Here is an 18,145-nt window from a genome sequence, read left to right on the forward strand (position 1 = left end):
CGCTTGTGTTTGTTCTTATTTTGTTCAATAACGATTCTTAGTATTTCCGGGGCGGGAGCTTGTCATGCGGCTGAACAAGGGAGGTCTTGCCGCCTCCGGCCTCTACACGGTGCATTATTTAGTTTTTAGCGCTCTTTCGCACTTCGCGAGTCTCAAGTCTAGCATCGTGCTTGCTGGGCTTGCCGTCCTGCCCGGCGGCCTGTTTCTCGGATTTGTCTGGTCTCTTCTTGGTCTCCATGATCCGCCATTCGCAGCCGATTCCTGGATGAATAGTGACTTGTTGTATTATCCTGTGAGCTTGTTGGTCTCATATCTCCTTGGTTGGGGACTCAATTTGTTCTGGCACGTTCTGATCCGGCTGGTCGGGCCGCGATTGGCGCGCCTGGACGAGCGCTTGACCACATATCTCGACAGGGACTCATGACAACCGAAGGCCGACAATGACCCTACGACCTAATAGAGGCGGTCTCATCGCCTGCGCGATCTATACGCTGCACTTTGCCATATTCTTCGGCTGGGCCTTCTTCTCCGATCTGAAGGCGAGCGTTTTCTTCGCCTCTATCGCCGTCTTCCCTGCGGGCTTTTTTTGGGCCGGGTTGGGAATGCTGCTGGGATCGAATGTTTTCCCATTTCCGATCGACTCCTGGCTGAACAGCATTCCGGCCTATTACGTTGAGAGCTTGATCATTTCATACATCATTGGCTGGGCAGCGAGCGCCAGAACGTCAGCTGCAAAGATCCAGTAGTCGTATTCGCGGTGAGAGGGCGGCTCCTCATCGGAGAATGGCAGCGTCGACCCAAACGCCCTAAATTAAGTTTCGCTTCCATTTCATATGCAGGCAAATCATGGCATCCAGATATTCCTTAACAGTTCAGATCAACCCTAATTTTCCGGGACACGCTGCAGTCGTTGTGAACGAGCCGTCCAAACAGACCTACGCGGGGTTTGGTCCTCAACGCCACTATTCACCGTGGAGTTACGGCAAGTTTGACATTCACTCTCTTTCGCCTGGTGAGATACCGCCGCCCGATTTCTCAAGCGTTATTGGCCAGGGACAATACAAGACCTTTACGGTCCCAATCACGGAACAGCAGGCGACGAGGGCCCTACATGAGATTGAACGCATTCATAATGCAAACGGAAATTACAACTTCTTCGATTCAAATATCTGCACCACGATTGTCAACCGGATTGCCGAGGCTGCCGGTCTAGGGAGAGACGTTCTCCCTCGTGTGCTTCCATCTTACAATGGTGAGTACCTTTCGAACATAGAACAGACGCTGGCCGCCAACCCCAAGGCCAAGGTGGCATTCGACGGGGCAGGGATGCCGGCCGCTATTCCTGAATCGCTTCGCGGTGTGCAGCAAGACTACGCATTCGTTGGAGCCGGATACGATACGCCTTCGGAGCGGAATGGCCATCTTCCGAGTGGACCGATTTCCGATCAGGAGGCGTCGCCCACGTTCGAAGACCGGTTTGGGAAATGGTCGAATTCGCCTGAAACTTCTGAATCGTCCAGTCTTCCGCAGTCAGCCGGATCCGGTGAGCGTCGGCCGCCGGAGCGCTATCTGCGCAGCCGGCAGGTCAGCCCGTCGGGTGCATCGGTATTCGATAGAGGTAGCACGCCTGTTCCGTTCGTGCCGAACTCGGCGCTATCACAGCCAACATCGCCAGCATTCGACCAGCGCTTTGGAACCTGGGCTCCGCCTGCTCGAGGCGCGATGCCAACGGCTCCGTCGCAGGCTCAGTCTGAGTTCAACTCATGGTCTGGTCCGGATGGCGCCTCCAGCAGGCAGCCGCTGCCGCTCTACCCGGCGCCGCCGATCTTCGGCGGCAACGATCCTTCGGCGTCGTCCGGAGATGACATGAGCGACTGGTTCGCCCGCTGGATCAAGCCGCTGATGCAAAGATGATTGTGTGGGCAAGAGCACTTGCCGTTTGTCAGCACTCATGAGGAAACGTGCCTGCTGCGCGATCTCCTAGCCGTCGCTGAGCACTTGCAACGAGGCGCCCTTGTCCACGTTACGCATCCCGACCGCAAAAGTGTTCGAGCCGCTGCTCGCCCCGGCCCGCTACAAGGCAGCCTTCGGGGGGCGTGGCTCGGGCAAGTCGCATTTCTTTGGTGAACTGCTGGTCGAGACTTGCCAGGCGCAGCGCGGCACGCTCGCCGTTTGCATCCGCGAGGCACAGCGCACGCTAGCGCAATCGTCGAAACGGCTGATCGAGAACAAGATCGCTGGCCTCGGGCTCGGCCACGGCTTCAAGCTCTACAGCGACAAGATCGCAACGCCCGGTGACGGACTCATCATCTTCCGGGACATGCAGGATCATACGGCGGACTCCATCAAGTCTTTGGAGGGGTTTCGGATTGCCTGGATCGACGAGGCGCAGACCTTGAGCGCACGCTCGCTGTCGCTGTTGCGACCGACCGTTCGCGCGACCGGCTCCGAGCTGTGGGCCTCGTGGAATCCGCGCCGGAAGTCGGATGCCATTGATGATTTCCTGCGCGGGCGCAAGCCGGACGGCGCGATCATCGTCAAAGCGAGCTGGCGCGACAACCCGTGGTTTCCGGCCGTTCTGGAAGAGGAGCGGCGGCTCGATCTTGCGCTCTATCCTGAGCGCTACGATCACATCTGGGAGGGCGACTACGTGCGGGCCTTCGAAGGAGCCTATTTCGCGGAATTGCTCGCGCAGGCCAAGCGCGAGGGTCGGATCGGTAAAGTCGCGGCAGATCCGCTGCTGCCGCTGCGCGGCTTTATCGACATCGGCGGCGCCGGCGCCACTGCCGACGCTTTCACAATGTGGATTGTTCAGTGGGTCGGCAGCGAGATCAGGGTGCTCGACTACTATGAGGCGGTGGGCCAGGTGCTGGCCTTCCATGTCAACTGGCTGCGCTCGCGCGGTTATCAGGATGCGATCCTGCATCTGCCGCATGACGGTGTGACCCCCAACAGCATCACCGGCAAACGCTATGAGGATCATCTGCGCGAGGCGGGCTTTGCCGTCGAGCCGCCGGTCAAGAACCAGGGCAGGGGCGCTGCGACGATGCGGATCGAGGCGTTGCGCCGCCTTGGGCCGCAGCTCTGGTTCAACGCGGCTACGTCTGAAGCCGGCCGGGAGGCGCTCGGCTTCTATCACGAGCGCAAGGACGAGGCGCGCAACATCGGTCTGGGTCCTGAACACGACTGGTCCTCGCACGCAGCTGACGCGCTCGGCCTGATGGCGATCTGTTATGAGGCGCCCGGTCGCGCGCTCAGCTTCAACCGGCCGCTCCGCTATCAGGACGCAGGGTGGCGATGACAGTCCGACGAGCGCGGACGCGATCTTGCAGGGGAATTGCGCCAGTCAACGGAAGTCATGTAAGGTAGGACCAGAGCCCCTGACCAACGCAATGCCGATTTTCCCATGACATCATTAATCCGGCGAGCCACCTTCGCACTGTCCGTGTGCATTTTCACATTCAATCTTGGTTTTGCTGTGCGCGGCCAGACCTTGCCTGAGCAAGACGAACTGGCCACAACCCAAGACAAGGCGCGAAAGCCGTGTATCGAATTTGAGCAGGTGCCGCTCACTGAAAAGCGGATCCTGGGTCTGCTCGACTCCGCGGACGAGATAGACGAGATCAGAGAAAACAGTCAGGACGGATTCTACAAGACCGGTCCGGAGACAACGGCAAAGCTGGATGCCGTTGCAACGAAGCACGGACTTGCGGGATACGATGAATACAAGACAATCCGCGCCAATGTTCTCTTGGTCTTCTCAGGCTACGATTGGGTGGCGAAAAAGTATGTTGGCAGAGAACCACTGATAAGACTTCGCGTGGCGCGCACCAAGGCAGACCGGCGCATGTCGGAGAAGGAAAAGAAGGAGGAGATTGCATCTCTCAATGCGCAACGAGTCTGCACGCTGCCGGAGATCAAATACACGGGCAACATCGACCTGGTGCACAAATACTATGCTCGTCTAGACGCGAGCAAATTCCAAAAGTGAGGCTCAGGTAAGCGGCCGTCCTGCGTAGCGCCGAGGTATAAAGTAGAGCCGCTTGAGTTCATTGCTTCTGCGTCGACTCCTTGGCTTTCTCCTCTTTGGCTCGCGCGGAGTTTCTCGATAGGTGCGCTGTGCGTCTTCGGAGCAGTAAGCGAACGTTACGCCGGGGGTACTGGCGCCGCGGGTGATCTGGCTCCACGAAAAACTATTATCGTCGATCCGTTTCAGTAGGATCAGTTCATTCTTTGGCTTTTCGGTCTGGGCATCATCACACTGCGCTTCGAGCTTCATGCGCCCAGGCGCGAGGTCGGTGATCTTCCGTATGGCACAGCCATATTCGTTACCCCCGATAAAGTTCTCGCCGAGCTCGACGTAAGCTTCGGCCTGATCCCCGCACCGGGTTGCATGGTCGGGACCCGGGACCGCGTATATGCCATCCTTCGGGCGCCATTTCTGTGGCGGAGGCTTTGAGCTGTCCTGGGCATAAGCTGCCGCGCCGCCCGTGCCGATCATCAAAGCGATAGGCAGCAATATGTGATGCAACCCCAAGTTTACCTCCAAGGCGCCAGTCGGCGTGCTTCAAGTAGTCGGTACCCGCTAGCCAAAAATTGGATAGTTGTCATTGAGCAAGCGCTGGTAGTCTCGTTCATCGCCTCGGCGCCCGCTCCTCGGCCGCTTTTCGTTCGGCCTCAGCTTTGTCCCGTGCGGCATTCTCTCGATATGATTGTTGGATATCCTCCGGGCAGTAGGAAAACTTCATGCCTTTGTCCTTGCTGCCGGGCGTGACCTGTCGCCACAGGAAGGTGCTATCGTCGAGGCGCTTGAAGAGCATCACTTCTTTGGTCGGCTTCTCAGATCCGACCCCCCTCACAGATCGCCTCGAACCTGATGACGCCAAGTGCGCTATCCGTCGTCCTGCTAATCTTGCACCGATCTTCGTCGCCGCCGATCCAATTATCGGCCAGCTCAACGAACGCACCGTTCGTGTCGCCGCACTGCGCGCTGAAGCGAGGGCCTGGAATCGCGTTGACGCCGTCTTTTGGGCGCCATCTCGTCTGCGAGGCCTTGGTCCCGTCTTGCCCAAGGGCGTGATGGCTGACGCTGCATATGCCGACGATAAGCAACAAAAGCCGTGGGTTGAACGTCAGTTTCAGCCGTCTGTTTTTGGTTGACCCTTAGGCGAACCCTAATTTCGGTGCTTGGCTCCATCAATAGACATTTGTGACATGGCGCCGCTCTGTTCGCTTGGCGTTCAATAGAAGGGAAATTGACGATGTCGTGGAATGAAGCGATGCGCCGCATGCTCCAACCTGTAACGGAAGGAGACCCGAAGGTCACGCACGTACCTCACATGACGAGTCCTCCAGGCCTGCGATGGCGAGAACGTCAGCAGAAGTGGGAAGATCATCCGGGGGCGGACGCCAACTATGAGGGCGGCCAGGCACTCCCGCTGAACAGGAGCTATCCGGCGCTCCGTTCACCGGTGACCGGGGTTGTGACCAGAGCGGGAGAAGGAGATTACGGCACGATTGCGATTCAAGATAAGAACGGGCTTTCGCATCAGCTTCTTCATACCCATAGTCGACACGTTTCAATCGGCGATCCAGTCCTGGCTGGGCAGTTGATCGGAACGATGGGCAACACTGGTGTAGATCATCCGGGGCTCGAAGGAGGGGATTTCCATCTCCACTACCAAATCAAGGATCCCCACGGAAACCGAGTCAATCCGATCGACTATTGGGACAGCCAGGGTCCCATCGATCCCACTCCTTACGCTCCGGCCTATCTCCAGGACTATCTCCAATATCGACGCGAGCTTGGTGCGGCCGCCGATCGTGACTTCGGCAACACGCCGGACGCCGGCCCGCGCTATGGCTCGCAACTGGTCGATGCCAACCAGCCAAATGGCGCGGTTCCGGGACAAACACCTGCTCCGCTTGAAGGAAGTGCGGTCCGCATTCTGCGCTCGCGTCCGGCGAACTCGCCGGCTGTTTCTGGTCTGAAGGTCGATGCCACTGGGACCATGCCCAATCAACTGCCGCCATCGGATCGTGTTCCGTCATTCGATGACCGCTTTGGCAGCTGGGCGTCGGCGGGCGGAGCGAACGCGCCGCTGTCTCCCTATCAGCCGCTATCGCCGCCGCCGCAGTCCGCCAGGCCTCTTGGCATCGTCCCGGGCGAGCCAATGCCCGACTATCCATTTCCGCCGCCGATCTTTGGAGGCGCCACACCCGGGCTGGAGGATTGGGCTGCGCGACGGCGCAAGTCCGCCGACTGGAATCCGCGACGTTGAAGTTCGCGGCTGTGTCCTGGCGCAAGCAGCGGTCAAGTTGCGCCGGTCTTGTCGAACGAGAGCTCTGCCGAACGTGCCTTGAGGGGATGCATAAGAGCCGGAACCTCGGGCTGGCACTTATTCCTGCAATGCGCGCGCGATCCGGTTGAGTCTCTCTTCGATGGCCGCCACCTCTCGCCGTAAAGTTTCGATTTGAGGTCCTGTCATGGGATCGAGCGCGCCAACCGGCGTACCGCAACCTGCGCATTGGACCAGCGTCAGCTTGCGGTTTTCGCCGAGCGGCGTCAGCAACGTGAGCTCAAACGCATGCCCGCCGCATTTCATGCAGGTCGTGGTCGCCATTCGGCATCTCCTTCTCGCGACCTCTCACACCACCACCAGAGGTGGTTGACAAGCGTCATTCTTTATGTTCCCTGTATGTTCTAATTAATGATTCAAGGCACTTTCGTGAAGAATGAGCGCGCTTCGTTCATCGAGACCCCTTCTCGCGCGGCCGCGCGGTGAATGCATTTCCAACGTCGTGCAGTCAGCGAACCGGGATTCTCTTTGGCCAACGATGATCGGGCGTTGTCGCCAATCGAGCGTCCGATCTGGCTCCATGTCTCGCTGTTGTGTGCTGATCGTTTCCACGACTTGTCCCTGCTGCTTTGGCGGGCGACTCCGTCCCCAACGGCGCAATCGATGCGGGCGGACGTACGAATGCGCGGAAGATCGAAGGCTGCCGCCGCGAGACAGTGTATGCCGTTCGAGAGGTGGCCTGCGCATCCGATTGAGGTGTATCCCCGCGTGACGGACCTTTCATCCTTGGATCTGGCTATCCTGGGCTGCGGGCTGTTGCTATACGCGGACGATGTTTGCTCACGGAAGTGAGAGGCTGATGATCACAAACGCGAACCCTGACCGGATTTCTTCCACGGCTTCCGTCATCGGCTGCGCATGCCTGCTGATGTGGTTGGTGCTGACCGATCTTGTGAGCTACACGATGGAGTCTCGGCCGGAGGAGTTCGGCTATCCAGACCTTGTCATGCATTTCATCTGGCAGGCTCCGATCTTTGTTCTGTTTATTTTTCGCCGTTATCGCTTGCTGACGTTTCCTTACGCATTTCTCCTCTTTGCGATCTTAGTTTCGCGCATCGACGACAGCTTGCGTGTCTTGATGGACGGGTCGAGCGCCTTGGCCAAGTTCACCTTGGCAGATCTTGGGGCAGCCCTGCTCGGCGTCCTGTCCCTTGGCATCATTTTGTTGTGGGCGGCGCATCAGCTGACCCATCTCGTATTCATTGTCGTGCGACGAATTGTTGGAGCATTCAGAGATGGCTAATGGCTATTCGAGGAACAAGCAAGCTTCGTTGACCGAAGGCCCAATGGCGCACGGGCGCGGTGGGTACATTTTCAGTGTAGCGGAATGAGCGAACAACGCATTCTCATTGCCAGGCAGCTATCGAGCGCTCCTGCGAAGCTGGTGGCTGCGATCTGGTCTCTATGTATCGCCGGCGTGCTGATCGTTGCCGTCACGCAAGCCTGCGCGGCAGGTGACTTCGTCCTCAACTACGCAATCGATGCAAACGGAAATACGGACGCCGGTAAGATCGAAAGCTGTCGCTATGAGGAGCCGTGCGAAATCCGACCCGTTGGTTTGCATATCCGAATCTATGTCCACCCCCGCAAGGAAGACCTTCCATCCTTGGATATGGACGTCCTTGGGCCGCCCGGTTGTTGCTACACCGCGGATGCTGTCGAGCAATTTCACGTTGCCATCAAGCCTGGTTTGGTACGCCTGCCAATCTATCGAGGTGTACGGCGAAAGCGGAACGAGTTCGTTCAAAACGAGCGATTTGGTACGGTCTATGTCGCATTTTCTCAATTGCAGTAGATGAAACGGGCCGACGCCCGAGTGAAAGGATTTAAGAAATGGCCAGCACAAAGGGCATCATCGAGCGAGCCCCGCTGCCGCCGCCTAACGCTCCACTCATCGGTGAAAAGGATCGCTCACGCATTTTCGGGTTGATCGGACAGCAGCTTCAGGATGTCCTCAATGGACCGGGTTCCTATTATCCAGATGGAGTCAAGAAGAGCCCAGATGCTCTGATGGACGACCTAACCAGCTTTTATTCTTCTGTTGAAGGGCTTGGGAGGCAGCTCAACGACCCGAGCAATATCATGGGAGACGTCCTGAACGAACTGCAAAAGTTTAATGCCGCGTTCGCTCCGGCGACGAAATGGAGCGACCCTCATGATGAAAGAGACAAAGCGATCGAGCTACCGCGGGATGTCTCACCGACAACACGCGACCAAAACATCATGGAAGTTGATCCCGGGTTCGGTGTTCCATATCCGATCCCTTATCCGTATTCGAATCAGTCGACTAAGGAGCGTCCTATCTCGGACACGCCCTCCAGTCAGGCGCCTGCGGGTGAGGAGCCTAGTACGTATCGACGGCTTGCAACTCGGCTGGTCTTTCCGTCCAGGTAGCTGCCGAACTCATTTCCGGTCAATAAAAGATGAGCTTCATATGTCAAAAATGTCGATCTCCGATCTGAAAGCGATGCTGGCGTCGGAGAAGGCCGACGCGCTCGCTGCGATTTCCGCTGCACGGCTTGCCGAGGAGCGGGCTGATGCAATGGATTATTATTTGGGCAACATGCGCAAGGACATGCCGGCGCAGGACGGCCGCTCGCGCGCGGTTTCGACCGACGTGGCCGACACGATCGAAGGGCTGATGCCGCATCTGATGGATATCTTTGCGGGCTCCGACGAAGTGGTCCGTTTCGAGCCGGTCGGCCCGGAGGACGAAGCGGCGGCTGCGCAGGAGACCGACTTCGTCAATCACGTCTTCATGCAGCAGAATCCGGGCTTCATGATCCTCTATTCGTTCATCAAGGACGCGTTGTTGTCGAAGGTCGGCATCGTCAAGGTGTGGTGGGAGGAGCGCGAAGAGGAAAGCCGCGAGACCTACTACGATCTGACTGACGATCAGTTCGCCTTGCTGGCGCAGGCGGTGATTGAATCAGACGGCGCAATGGAGATCGTTGCTCACACGATGAATAGCCGGTCGCAGCAGGAGTCGAAAGCCGCCGGATGAAGCTGTGCTGGCATCGGGGCAAATGCGATGAAGGCCGCGGTCAGCGTCGATCACCGCTGTCGCAGATGGCTAGCCCCGACGAGCTCGTATCTGCCGCGACCCCATCCAGCATGGATGGCTGATTATGAACATGCTCGGACGTGCGCGTTTGATCACTCAAGTCGCTGCAAGGCATCAATGAACAGATGAATCAGGCCGAGCTATCCCGATCTGGCTCGTGGAGAGAGGGCACAGGAGGCGGATTGCCAAAGACCTTCAGGAAGATTCTGGCGGAATGCATGGCAATGAACGCCATGATGCCGATAAGAATCCCCTTGTCTCCGTATAACAAATACCACCCGCAGCAAAAAAAACTCAGAACAAGCGCGTTCACCAACAAAGACTTCAAGCAGCCTTGCTCAGTCTGATTTCCGCGATCTTGCTGCATCTGTTGCACTTTCGGGGGCGGCCCGAGAGGAGGATTTCTGGAGGGAATAGATGGTTGCCGAAAATCTTATTGCAAGACTGATTAACATCATCGCCCAGGGTCAAACAAAGAAGGAGTTGTTGTCGCGCTATGCTCCGCCATCTCGCGGGGACGTTCTTCACGACGGGATGGTCGGTTCTGGGAAAACTTGGGGCGGGATCCTCGGCGGAGCGGCCGGGTGGGCTGGTGGGCAGGCGGTTGGCGGCCTGCCGGGAGCAGTTGTCGGTTCAACGGCGCTCGGAGCCGGCGGATCACTCGCAGGCGGGTGGGCGGCCCACGGAGCCTATCGTGAAGGGCAACTGATCAGAGACATCCTGTCGAATCCCCAGGATTGGACCGTCGATGCAGCTGGTGCGATCGTGCCTGTGACGCGGCAATCGCCCGTGGAGTCGAATCGGGGGGATACCAGCGCACCTGATATGAAAGGGTCACGAGCACCGCAGCCGACACCTTCGATGTCGAGCGATCCATCCAGCTCGGCATCCTGGGCCGCGCCGTCCAGCACGACTGCTGCCTCGCCGTGGTGGGCGCAACCGTATCTGGGAGCTCCGGCTCCAGGAGCTCCGGCCCTGCTGGGCTATCAGGTGTGCCGACTGCTGCTGCGCCGCCCCCTAATCGGCCGGGCGGCATCCCCGGTATGATCGCCGATCTCACCGGCGGCGAAGCATCCGATCCTACTCAATTCCAGCCGCCTGCCGGCGGTCTACTTGGAATGATCCAGGATTACATGCGTAGCCATGCAGTCCGAAGCGGAAGTCGCTGATCGGTCGGCGGCTCCAGTACCAATAGGAGTGGCCGTTGTATTCTTCGTCCTGGGGGGAGTGCTCATATTCGTTGCGGCGGTCAGGACGCATTTGTCTACGTCTCCATCATCGATCTGTTACCTCCGCAATTCCAAGATGGTTTGACCTCGCGCTATGCATTTCCTGCCCATGCGTTGCACTCGTCGACGCCGCTGCCGGTGCAGGCCGAGTATGTGAAGGCGGCTGCCAGCTCGTGCGCAGCGCTTCTTCGCATATCGCTTGGCTTCTTCGTTGCAAAAAACCTCGTTTTCGGGAGTTTGCTGCTGCTTTGCTTCGCGTGGGCAGTGCATGCGACGGTCGCCTCTTGGGCCGCCTGGGCGGGACCTATTATTGGAATCCAGGCGCGCCCGGCGCACCGATTGGCGATCTGTCCGGCTTGATCGCATCGGTCACCGGGAGCGATCCGTCGCAATTCCAGCCGCGGGCGGGCGGCCTGCTCGGCATAGTCCAGGACTACATGCATAGTGATGCGACCGAAGGAGCGCACGCTGGGGCAGGCTCAAGTTCTTTCAAGCGCAAGTGATAGGTGTGCTGCCAGCAGCGTCTTGATCATATTCGTGCTTTGTTCTAGTTGTTAGCTCCGTCAGCCGTCCGGAGGACGTTTCTTGTTCACCCTGATCGTGATCGGATTTGCATTCGTGGGGGTCGGCGCGGTTTTGGTCCTTGTCGGACATCCCATCGGCATCTTCGACGTTATGATCGAGGCGGTCGGTTATACCATCGCGCGGCTTGTTCTCCCGCTTGTTTCGTTCGGCAGAGTACATGTGCAGCCGCTCAGTTCTGCTCAGAAGAACTTCAATGTGCTTGGCTACCGGAGCGACGGGACCGGTCACATCGAGATTGAATGTACTGTGGCCGGCTTCATTGGATTTCTCATTTTTCTGATCGGGTTCTTCACCCTTGGCCTGTTGATACAGGCTTTCATCTGAACTCATCCAACGACGGCCGGCTCAAAGCAGAAACCGCTAGCGAACTGTAAGCTGCGAGCAGCAGGACTCTGGCTGGCGAGAGCGCAACCGTCATTTGTCAGATTTTATTGTCAGATTTATGCATGCTGGAGGTGATTGATGTGGGAACTCATTTTAAGGCAACTCCTGGCGCAAGCCGGACGGTCGATTGCGGGTGGATTCTTCCATAACGAACTAAATGGCCCCGAGGTATATGCAGACCGAATAAAGAGAGATTTCCATCTCAACGACTATGCGGACGCGTGGGCGCTCTATAGTTCGGACCCTAAGTACTGGGAGAAATACTACGGTGCGCCGCCTAGGCCTGCCTGGAATGATGAACTGGTTCGCGACTCTGCAGCGGCCGCAGGTGTCCCAAGCCGCAACAATGTTTTTGAGTACGGCTTTCCAGCACCAGGCGCCAGTCAGCCGCGGACGGACGCGACGCCGCGGACCAACAGGTCAACTGCACAACTCGCTCCGTCTGCTGGCCCGATACCGGGGACGGGTCTTGCTCCATCCGCCGGTGCCGTTCCCAGCGGCCCTAAGTGGCCGCCGCCTTCTCAGCCCTCGGGTTTTCCCGCCTGGCCGCCGTCCAATTTGTCCTATCCGGCTCCAACGCCCTCTCGTTCGTCGGCTTCGGACACGATCGCTGGTGGGCTTCCCGGCCTGATCGCATCCGTCACTGGCAACGATCCATCGGATCCCGCACGATTCCAGCCGCCGGCAGGTGGTTTGCTCGGCCTCATTCAGGACTACATGCGTAACAATCCGGTCGAAGGCGGAAGCCGTTGATCGCCGCACGCGGCATACTTTTCTTCATCTTCTGACGAGTTCATCATCATGACCATGTCCCAGCCGTCGGCGCCGCTTCAACCGGCGCCGGCTCCGATCACCCACGACGTCACCATCGTCACCACCCGCAAATTCGCCCAGGCGCGGGTGATGGGCGTGCCGCCGGAGGAATTTGGGATCGAGCGTGGCGCGCGCTCGATCCACGATTGCAACTATTGCTTCCACGAGGTCGTGACCAAGACCGAGGCGCAGCTGATCGCCGAGGGCTTCGATGCCGGGCAGATCAGATCGCTCGGCGAATACACCGGAACGACCGAGATCGAGACGCTCGCTCGCGACACAGTCGAAGAGCATCTTCGTTCGTCGTCGAGCGCCGCGAACTCGGCGGCACGTCTCGTGCGGATCACCGAACATTACCTGCGGATGGACTACGAGGGCGAGGGCAGGCCGTGCCTGTATCAGGTGATTACCGGCGGCGACCAGGGCGAGATCCTGCGCAAGGACGGCAAGGAGTGCATCACCCCGTTCGACGCCATTCCGTTCGCCGCAACCACGCCGGTGCCGATGACGCATCGCTTCTTCGGTCGCTCGATCGCCGATCTCGTGATGCCGCTGCAGCGGGAGAAAACCGCGCTCAAACGCGGGGCGCTCGACAACCTCTATCTGCACAACAATCCGCGCGTCGAGGTGGCGGAGGCCAATGCGGGGCCGAACACGCTCGACGATCTCCTGGTGTCGCGGCCGGGCGGCGTGGTGCGCACCAAGACCGCGGGCGGGCTGAACTGGCAGGTGGTGCCCGATATCACCACGTCGATCTACCCGATGCTGCAATATATCGATGCCGAGCTCGAGACGCGCACGGGCCTGTCCAAGCAAGCCCAAGGCATTGACGCGAACGCGCTGCAGAACCAGTCGGCAACCGCCGTGGCACAGGTGTTCTCCGCCTCGCAGATGCGGATCAAGCTGATCGCACGGATCATGGCGGAAGGCGTTCGCGACGTCTTTGGGCTGCTGCATGCCACGATCCGCAAGCATGGTCAGCAGCGGCAGACAGTGCGGCTCCGCAATGCCTGGATCAGCGTCGATCCGCGCGGCTGGAAGACGCGAGATGACATGACCATCAATGTTGGCCTGGGCTCAGGTGGAAAGGCACAGCAATTCGCCCAGACCATGGCCATCGCCAACGTGCAGAAGGAGCTGGCTATGGCCGGCAAAGTCAACCTGGTCAGCGATCGCGAGCTCTACAACACCGCAGCCGAGTTGACCCGCATCATGGGGCACAAGAATCCCAATCGCTTCTTCAACGATCCCACTGCGGTCAATCCGCAAACCGGCCAGCTCTTGAATCCACCACCGGCACCGCCACAGCCGCCGCCTGACCCAAAGCTCCTGGCGGCGCAGGCGAGGCTGCAGACCGAGCAGGCGATCGCAGCGCAAAAGGCGCAGCTCGCACAGCAGCAGGCGCACAACGACATGATCCACCAGCAGATCAAGATGCAGGCGGAGATCGAACTCGCCAAGATCAAGGCCGGCCTCGACGCCAAGATTGCGCTGCTCGACGCGCATTTGAAGTCCATTGCGGAGGCGCAAAGCCGCGAACACGCCCAGGCCGAACACGAGATGGCGCTCGCGGCGTCTGCGCTCGGCGCAGCCGCCAAGACGGGCGGCCCAGCGAACCGGCAGTCCCGCACCACGACGGAGCAGTCCAATGGCTGATGAGTGGGAGCTGCAGCAGACAGCAGCGAAGGCGGTCCGCGCGCAAGCCTTACTGGAAGACGAGCTGCTGTCGGAAGCCTTTTCGGCGCTTGAGGCGAGCTACACCTCCGCTTGGCGGCGGACCATCATTGATGATGTGGCGGGCCGCGAAAAACTCTTCCTCGCCATCAACGTCGTCGGGAAAGTCCGCGACCATCTTTCTGGAGTAGTCGCCAACGGCAAGCTGGCGCAGGCCGAGCTGAAGGAGCTTGCCGAACTAGCGGAGCGCAAGAAGCGGTTCGGGATTTTGTGAAGCGTTCGACTTTAGGGCGATCCCAAAAAGAGTAGTAGATAATGTTCATGTTATGTTCTATAGTCAGGCTGGTCTCGATGTTGAGGGCTATTGATGTCGGGAGCAGTCCATTCTTGGCCGGGCGAGAAGCCGGTGAGCATATCTATTCTCAGGCGGCGGAGGATGCTTGGTAGCCTCGGCGCGTGGGCCTCTTCAACGTGCTGGCTATTCGCCGTCACGGCGTTGGTTCTTTTCGTTTCGGACGAGAGCCGCGCGCAAGAGCGAGTTTCCGACAAAGAGATCTACCATCTCGCCGTGGATTATTGCCGGGGACCTCTCCCGCGTCCAATGGCGCTGAGTGCGGGCCAAATGCTCATATGTTTCGACGGATGGATCGATGATGGTATGGATCTGTCGTCGGTGCGCGGCCTGAAAGACCATGGTCTCTTTGTTGTCAGAAGCTTAGGAGGGCATGCTGAGACCACCATCACCTTGTCCAACCTGCTTCGCGATCGCCACGCCACCGTTGTCGTTTACGATTACTGCATGGCCGCCTGCGCAGATTTTCTCTTCGTGGCGTCAGACCAGTCATATGTCCTCGCAGACGCTCTGGTGGCGTGGCGCGATCCGCTAGCTGGTCTGGCGGATTGTACGTCGTTGAAGACACCGCGCGACGATGGGCCCAAAAGAGTCGAGAGTGTTCCCTGTCCAGACGCGACCTCAGCAGAGCTGCACAAGTACGAGGCGGCGGTGTCAGCGGTGGACGGCTTCTATTCAGAGCGAGTAGCTGATCCGAAATTTGAGCGGCCGCCAATTAGCTTCGATATCAGAAGGTCGGTTGTTCAATTGTATCGTGAAACCGGTGTTTATCCGAAGGTCACGTGGACCCTAAGTCCCAGATATAACGGGGCATTCAGGACGAATATTTTTTATGAAGCTTATCCAAAGAGCCAGGAGGAAGTCGACGCGATAGCCGCGCGGCTGCACCTTGGAAGAGTGATCTATGATCCCTAAACAGATGATTGGGCAGCAGGTGGGTAGGGTACTGGCCACCAACGAGTCAGTCGTTTGATCGATCAATACTGTAAAACTAGTAGGAGGTATAACGTGAGTCGATGGGCAAGTTCTCAGGTTCCCCCCTGGATCGCAAAGAACCCTCATTCTGTCGATATTGACCCGGCCATCCCAGGTCAGTTGAAGGCTCCTACGATCAAGGAGTTGATGGAGCGTGCGCCTCCTTCTTGGATTCCGTCAGTGCCCGTCGTGCCGCCGCCCTCGAACCGCCGGGATCCATTTGGGCCGGTACCGGCCGTGCCGCAGTTCTTAGGTCCGCCGATTGAAGTCGATCCGCCGTCTCGTCCCCCACAATGGATGTTTGGGCCGCCGGAGATCGCCAAGGGCTCGCCACCTGGACCGCGATTTCCGCTCGAAGCTTTGCTTGCGCCGGATCCCCGGCGCGCTTTGAACGAGTGGGCTTCTTCTCCAACACCTCGTGCCACAAGTGGGCCTGCGCGTCCGTCCGATGGGCTCGAAAGGTCTCAGTTATCTGTGCTCGATTTGCTCATGAACCACATCCGGCGTTAGGGACAGGACCACTCAACTCCGAAGAGCGCGAACTCAAGTCGCTCCGGCGAGAAGGGTCTACTTTCTGTCAAAGCGGGAGGAATTAACTCGTATGCGATCTGAAGATGCCGTTTCTTGGCTGGCGCGACGCCCAGTATCGGGCGGAGCTGCCCGAAGGCTCTATCCCTGTGCGACGACTTATCCGTCGGCTTGTGCGATATTGAGAGTTTGCGAAATCGCTGACGAATCGATTGTGATTTGCTGTTGACAGTGCGGGCAGGCTCAAAAGAGCGTCTTGATGGGTTCTTTTTTGTTCTACTGTGGAGTGCGAAGAATGTGTCGATCAACTCGCGTATCGGATGGGCGCATGTCTCGTCGTGCAACTCGTGTTCTTGAGCCGGGTACACAGTTTCGCCCAGCGCGTCTCATCCGGAGACGTTTTTGCGCGGTGCAGGGGAAGGCGAGATGATTTGGTTCAGGTTAGTTTCGATCGCCGTACCCTTGCTCGACGTCTATGGCGGGATGTTCTGTTACTTTTTTGCGCCGGCCACCCTCGTGTGGCTGTTCTTCGGCAGTCTTGTATTCGTAGTTCCGCTTGCTTGCTTATCGATCGAGGCGCTCTTCTGCAGAAACAGGAAGTGGAGCGCAGTTTTTGCCCTGACATGGTTGCTGCTTGTCCTTCCCTTCGCGGGCGTTCCGGAGACGCGTGAATGGCTCAGGACGCTCGGCTTCTACGCGAGGACCAAGCTGGCTTCGGACTACATGGCGCAGTGCCGGCTTTCGGAATTCACCGAGAACGGCGTCACGCAGACTGCCGGATCCTGCGAAGGATTCGATCGTGGCGACTATTTCGACTACATCGTCTACGATACAAGCGGCGAATTCATCTTGCCTGTATCGAAGCGCACATCAGAGTGGAAAAAGGTAATGTCCGCCGCGACGACGGAGGTTACGGTGGATCGGGATCGGACTGCCTATCATCTGTTCGGAAACTACTATGCCGTCGTTGTTGGTCTTCTCGATGGGAAGGGCTGAGCAGGAGAGAGGCGAGCTTCCACGCTCGCCGCGGAAAGTATTGTGAGTTGCTAGGTTCAATTTCTTGACCAGTCTTAAAGTATCACCGTAGGAGTTCGAAGTGTCGGATAGAATTTTTTACGCGGCGGCTGAAGATCAAAAAGGGACGAGAAAAATCACGGGTTATGTGCCTTCAAGATTTCTCGTTCGAAATGGCATGTATGTAGTCGATCCGGTGCCAGGTGCTTCGCAAAGAGCAAATCTATACTCCGATGCATATGGGAGCAATCAGACCGATGGAAGAATAGCGAATCCGAACAACTATATCATTGTGCCTGGGAATTACACTGAGCAATCGGCCCGAGATGCCGCCGCCCGCCGTTCACCGGCTAGGTATTCCGGGTGGGACACTCGGCCTCATGACACGGGATTTCTGGCCGGGTGGTCCCGAAGAGCTGCAGCGGAATCCGCGTTGGGGTATTCCTGACAATTCATTCGTCCGTGCCTATATCAGTGCCGCCTCTGACCATTTTGGGTATGTTACGGGGGCGGCGGGATTGCCTGAAGAACTCGCCCAGTTTGGAGGAGGTCTGCACAACCGTCTCAGCAAAAATATCTTTAAACCTGATGTTGATACGAGTGGAAATTGGGGCTTGTCGAAGGTTAACGAGGCCAATATCGGCCAGGGTTACGCGGCTGGTGTGGCCGCGCGCCGGATGCCAGCTCCGTTCAACAGCTATGGCTATCTAGGGCAGGTGGACGATAGTCCAAGCGTAATTGGCGATGGAGGTGGCATCTCTCCAGTGAAAGAGACGCTTGCGGGCGTGAACCCAGATGAGCAGCCGCCTCCGGCTTGGCCGCCCGGGCAGTCTGCCCCGGTTCGTTATCTCAGCACGCGTCTGCGCTACTAATCCTGTCGTAGGTGATCCGGCGGGCCGAGGGACGTCTCAGGGCTCACTCGTGGGAGCCAGAAAATGTTTGAACCACGCGGGCTTCTTGGATATGCGTCGCTCTGTTTCCTGGTTCTCTGGTCGAAAATGCGCTTAATTAGTTCGTTACCTATTTCGTCCGCGCCTAAATTGCGCGGAGCTGATCGATGCCGATTAGTTCAAAAACAAGCATTGACACGTCGAGGCTGGGCAAGAATGTGAGTTACAAGGCTGGGTGGGCTCGGCGCGGTGCGACTTCGAGCGATAACGAGATTTTC

Annotated in this window: 19 protein-coding genes; 17 read left to right on the forward strand and 2 right to left on the reverse strand. The window is 58.2% G+C overall.

Annotated elements, in window-relative coordinates:
• Window positions 1-64: 64 nt before the first annotated feature.
• From ACQR1W_RS38110 to ACQR1W_RS38130, 5 genes are all read left to right on the forward strand, one after another.
• Window positions 65-424 (forward strand): hypothetical protein, encoded by a 360-nt coding sequence (locus tag ACQR1W_RS38110; protein ID WP_434855565.1) that lies wholly within the window; start codon window positions 65-67, stop codon window positions 422-424.
• Between the two features lie 16 nt (window positions 425-440).
• Complete coding sequence (locus tag ACQR1W_RS38115) at window positions 441-746, forward strand: hypothetical protein (protein ID WP_434855566.1); 306 nt, start codon at window positions 441-443, stop codon at window positions 744-746.
• A 100-nt stretch (window positions 747-846) separates the two neighbouring features.
• Window positions 847-1,914, forward strand: a complete 1,068-nt coding sequence (locus ACQR1W_RS38120) for a hypothetical protein (protein WP_434855567.1) — start codon at window positions 847-849, stop codon at window positions 1,912-1,914.
• Window positions 1,915-2,014: 100 nt separating this feature from the next.
• Window positions 2,015-3,301, forward strand: coding sequence for a PBSX family phage terminase large subunit (locus ACQR1W_RS38125; protein WP_434855568.1), 1,287 nt, complete (start codon window positions 2,015-2,017; stop codon window positions 3,299-3,301).
• Between the two features lie 105 nt (window positions 3,302-3,406).
• Window positions 3,407-3,991, forward strand: a complete 585-nt coding sequence (locus ACQR1W_RS38130) for a hypothetical protein (RefSeq protein ID WP_434855569.1) — start codon at window positions 3,407-3,409, stop codon at window positions 3,989-3,991.
• 3 nt (window positions 3,992-3,994) lie between these two features.
• Here the strand turns inward: ACQR1W_RS38130 and ACQR1W_RS38135 are convergent, their stop codons facing one another.
• Window positions 3,995-4,537 (reverse strand): hypothetical protein, encoded by a 543-nt coding sequence (locus tag ACQR1W_RS38135; protein ID WP_434855570.1) that lies wholly within the window; start codon window positions 4,535-4,537, stop codon window positions 3,995-3,997.
• A gap of 209 nt (window positions 4,538-4,746) precedes the next feature.
• Between ACQR1W_RS38135 and ACQR1W_RS38140 the strand changes: the two genes are divergently transcribed.
• Entirely contained in the window at window positions 4,747-5,160 is a 414-nt protein-coding gene (locus ACQR1W_RS38140; RefSeq protein WP_434855571.1) for a hypothetical protein, read from the forward strand.
• Window positions 5,161-5,261: 101 nt separating this feature from the next.
• Window positions 5,262-6,281, forward strand: coding sequence for a M23 family metallopeptidase (locus ACQR1W_RS38145; protein WP_434855572.1), 1,020 nt, complete (start codon window positions 5,262-5,264; stop codon window positions 6,279-6,281).
• Window positions 6,282-6,398: 117 nt separating this feature from the next.
• Here the strand turns inward: ACQR1W_RS38145 and ACQR1W_RS38150 are convergent, their stop codons facing one another.
• A complete protein-coding gene (locus tag ACQR1W_RS38150) occupies window positions 6,399-6,623 on the reverse strand; it encodes a hypothetical protein (RefSeq protein ID WP_434855573.1) in 225 nt (74 codons plus the stop codon).
• 535 nt (window positions 6,624-7,158) lie between these two features.
• Here ACQR1W_RS38150 and ACQR1W_RS38155 point away from each other — a divergent pair.
• The 10 genes from ACQR1W_RS38155 to ACQR1W_RS38200 all read left to right on the forward strand — a co-directional run bounded on the left by ACQR1W_RS38155 (window position 7,159) and on the right by ACQR1W_RS38200 (window position 17,849).
• Entirely contained in the window at window positions 7,159-7,602 is a 444-nt protein-coding gene (locus ACQR1W_RS38155) for a hypothetical protein (RefSeq protein WP_434855574.1), read from the forward strand.
• Between the two features lie 84 nt (window positions 7,603-7,686).
• Window positions 7,687-8,154: a hypothetical protein gene (locus ACQR1W_RS38160; protein ID WP_434855575.1), complete on the forward strand. Its 468-nt coding sequence runs from the start codon at window positions 7,687-7,689 to the stop codon at window positions 8,152-8,154.
• Window positions 8,155-8,192: 38 nt separating this feature from the next.
• Window positions 8,193-8,753: a hypothetical protein gene (locus ACQR1W_RS38165; protein ID WP_434855576.1), complete on the forward strand. Its 561-nt coding sequence runs from the start codon at window positions 8,193-8,195 to the stop codon at window positions 8,751-8,753.
• Between the two features lie 40 nt (window positions 8,754-8,793).
• Window positions 8,794-9,363, forward strand: coding sequence for a portal protein (locus ACQR1W_RS38170; RefSeq protein WP_434855577.1), 570 nt, complete (start codon window positions 8,794-8,796; stop codon window positions 9,361-9,363).
• Window positions 9,364-11,237: 1,874 nt separating this feature from the next.
• Window positions 11,238-11,561 carry a hypothetical protein gene (locus ACQR1W_RS38175; RefSeq protein ID WP_434855578.1) on the forward strand — a complete coding sequence of 108 codons (324 nt, stop codon included), beginning with the start codon at window positions 11,238-11,240 and terminating at the stop codon, window positions 11,559-11,561.
• 861 nt (window positions 11,562-12,422) lie between these two features.
• Window positions 12,423-14,090, forward strand: a complete 1,668-nt coding sequence (locus tag ACQR1W_RS38180; protein ID WP_434855579.1) for a portal protein — start codon at window positions 12,423-12,425, stop codon at window positions 14,088-14,090.
• Window positions 14,083-14,382 carry a hypothetical protein gene (locus tag ACQR1W_RS38185; RefSeq protein WP_434855580.1) on the forward strand — a complete coding sequence of 100 codons (300 nt, stop codon included), beginning with the start codon at window positions 14,083-14,085 and terminating at the stop codon, window positions 14,380-14,382. The genes ACQR1W_RS38180 and ACQR1W_RS38185 overlap by 8 nt, the downstream gene beginning before the upstream one ends.
• 93 nt (window positions 14,383-14,475) lie before the next feature.
• Entirely contained in the window at window positions 14,476-15,375 is a 900-nt protein-coding gene (locus tag ACQR1W_RS38190; protein WP_434855581.1) for a hypothetical protein, read from the forward strand.
• A gap of 1,014 nt (window positions 15,376-16,389) precedes the next feature.
• Window positions 16,390-16,959 (forward strand): hypothetical protein, encoded by a 570-nt coding sequence (locus tag ACQR1W_RS38195; RefSeq protein ID WP_434855582.1) that lies wholly within the window; start codon window positions 16,390-16,392, stop codon window positions 16,957-16,959.
• 398 nt (window positions 16,960-17,357) lie between these two features.
• Window positions 17,358-17,849: a hypothetical protein gene (locus tag ACQR1W_RS38200; RefSeq protein WP_434855583.1), complete on the forward strand. Its 492-nt coding sequence runs from the start codon at window positions 17,358-17,360 to the stop codon at window positions 17,847-17,849.
• The last annotated feature ends 296 nt before the right edge of the window (window positions 17,850-18,145 follow it).

The sequence above is a fragment of the Bradyrhizobium sp. HKCCYLS1011 genome, assembly GCF_051167795.1.
GTDB lineage: Bacteria > Pseudomonadota > Alphaproteobacteria > Rhizobiales > Xanthobacteraceae > Bradyrhizobium.

Excerpts from the sequence above, each read along its gene's own strand:
- ACQR1W_RS38185 (WP_434855580.1), top strand. The coding sequence starts at position 14,083 with ATGGCTGATGAGTGGGAGCTGCAGCAGACAGCAGCGAAGGCGGTCCGC.
- ACQR1W_RS38190 (WP_434855581.1), top strand. The coding sequence starts at position 14,476 with ATGTCGGGAGCAGTCCATTCTTGGCCGGGCGAGAAGCCGGTGAGCATA.
- ACQR1W_RS38170 (WP_434855577.1), top strand. The coding sequence starts at position 8,794 with ATGTCAAAAATGTCGATCTCCGATCTGAAAGCGATGCTGGCGTCGGAG.
- ACQR1W_RS38110 (WP_434855565.1), top strand. The coding sequence starts at position 65 with ATGCGGCTGAACAAGGGAGGTCTTGCCGCCTCCGGCCTCTACACGGTG.
- ACQR1W_RS38115 (WP_434855566.1), top strand. The coding sequence starts at position 441 with ATGACCCTACGACCTAATAGAGGCGGTCTCATCGCCTGCGCGATCTAT.
- ACQR1W_RS38145 (WP_434855572.1), top strand. The coding sequence starts at position 5,262 with ATGTCGTGGAATGAAGCGATGCGCCGCATGCTCCAACCTGTAACGGAA.
- ACQR1W_RS38155 (WP_434855574.1), top strand. The coding sequence starts at position 7,159 with ATGATCACAAACGCGAACCCTGACCGGATTTCTTCCACGGCTTCCGTC.
- ACQR1W_RS38150 (WP_434855573.1), bottom strand. The coding sequence starts at position 6,623 with ATGGCGACCACGACCTGCATGAAATGCGGCGGGCATGCGTTTGAGCTC.
- ACQR1W_RS38160 (WP_434855575.1), top strand. The coding sequence starts at position 7,687 with ATGAGCGAACAACGCATTCTCATTGCCAGGCAGCTATCGAGCGCTCCT.
- ACQR1W_RS38200 (WP_434855583.1), top strand. The coding sequence starts at position 17,358 with ATGACACGGGATTTCTGGCCGGGTGGTCCCGAAGAGCTGCAGCGGAAT.
- ACQR1W_RS38180 (WP_434855579.1), top strand. The coding sequence starts at position 12,423 with ATGACCATGTCCCAGCCGTCGGCGCCGCTTCAACCGGCGCCGGCTCCG.
- ACQR1W_RS38130 (WP_434855569.1), top strand. The coding sequence starts at position 3,407 with ATGACATCATTAATCCGGCGAGCCACCTTCGCACTGTCCGTGTGCATT.
- ACQR1W_RS38195 (WP_434855582.1), top strand. The coding sequence starts at position 16,390 with ATGATTTGGTTCAGGTTAGTTTCGATCGCCGTACCCTTGCTCGACGTC.
- ACQR1W_RS38140 (WP_434855571.1), top strand. The coding sequence starts at position 4,747 with ATGCCTTTGTCCTTGCTGCCGGGCGTGACCTGTCGCCACAGGAAGGTG.
- ACQR1W_RS38165 (WP_434855576.1), top strand. The coding sequence starts at position 8,193 with ATGGCCAGCACAAAGGGCATCATCGAGCGAGCCCCGCTGCCGCCGCCT.
- ACQR1W_RS38120 (WP_434855567.1), top strand. The coding sequence starts at position 847 with ATGGCATCCAGATATTCCTTAACAGTTCAGATCAACCCTAATTTTCCG.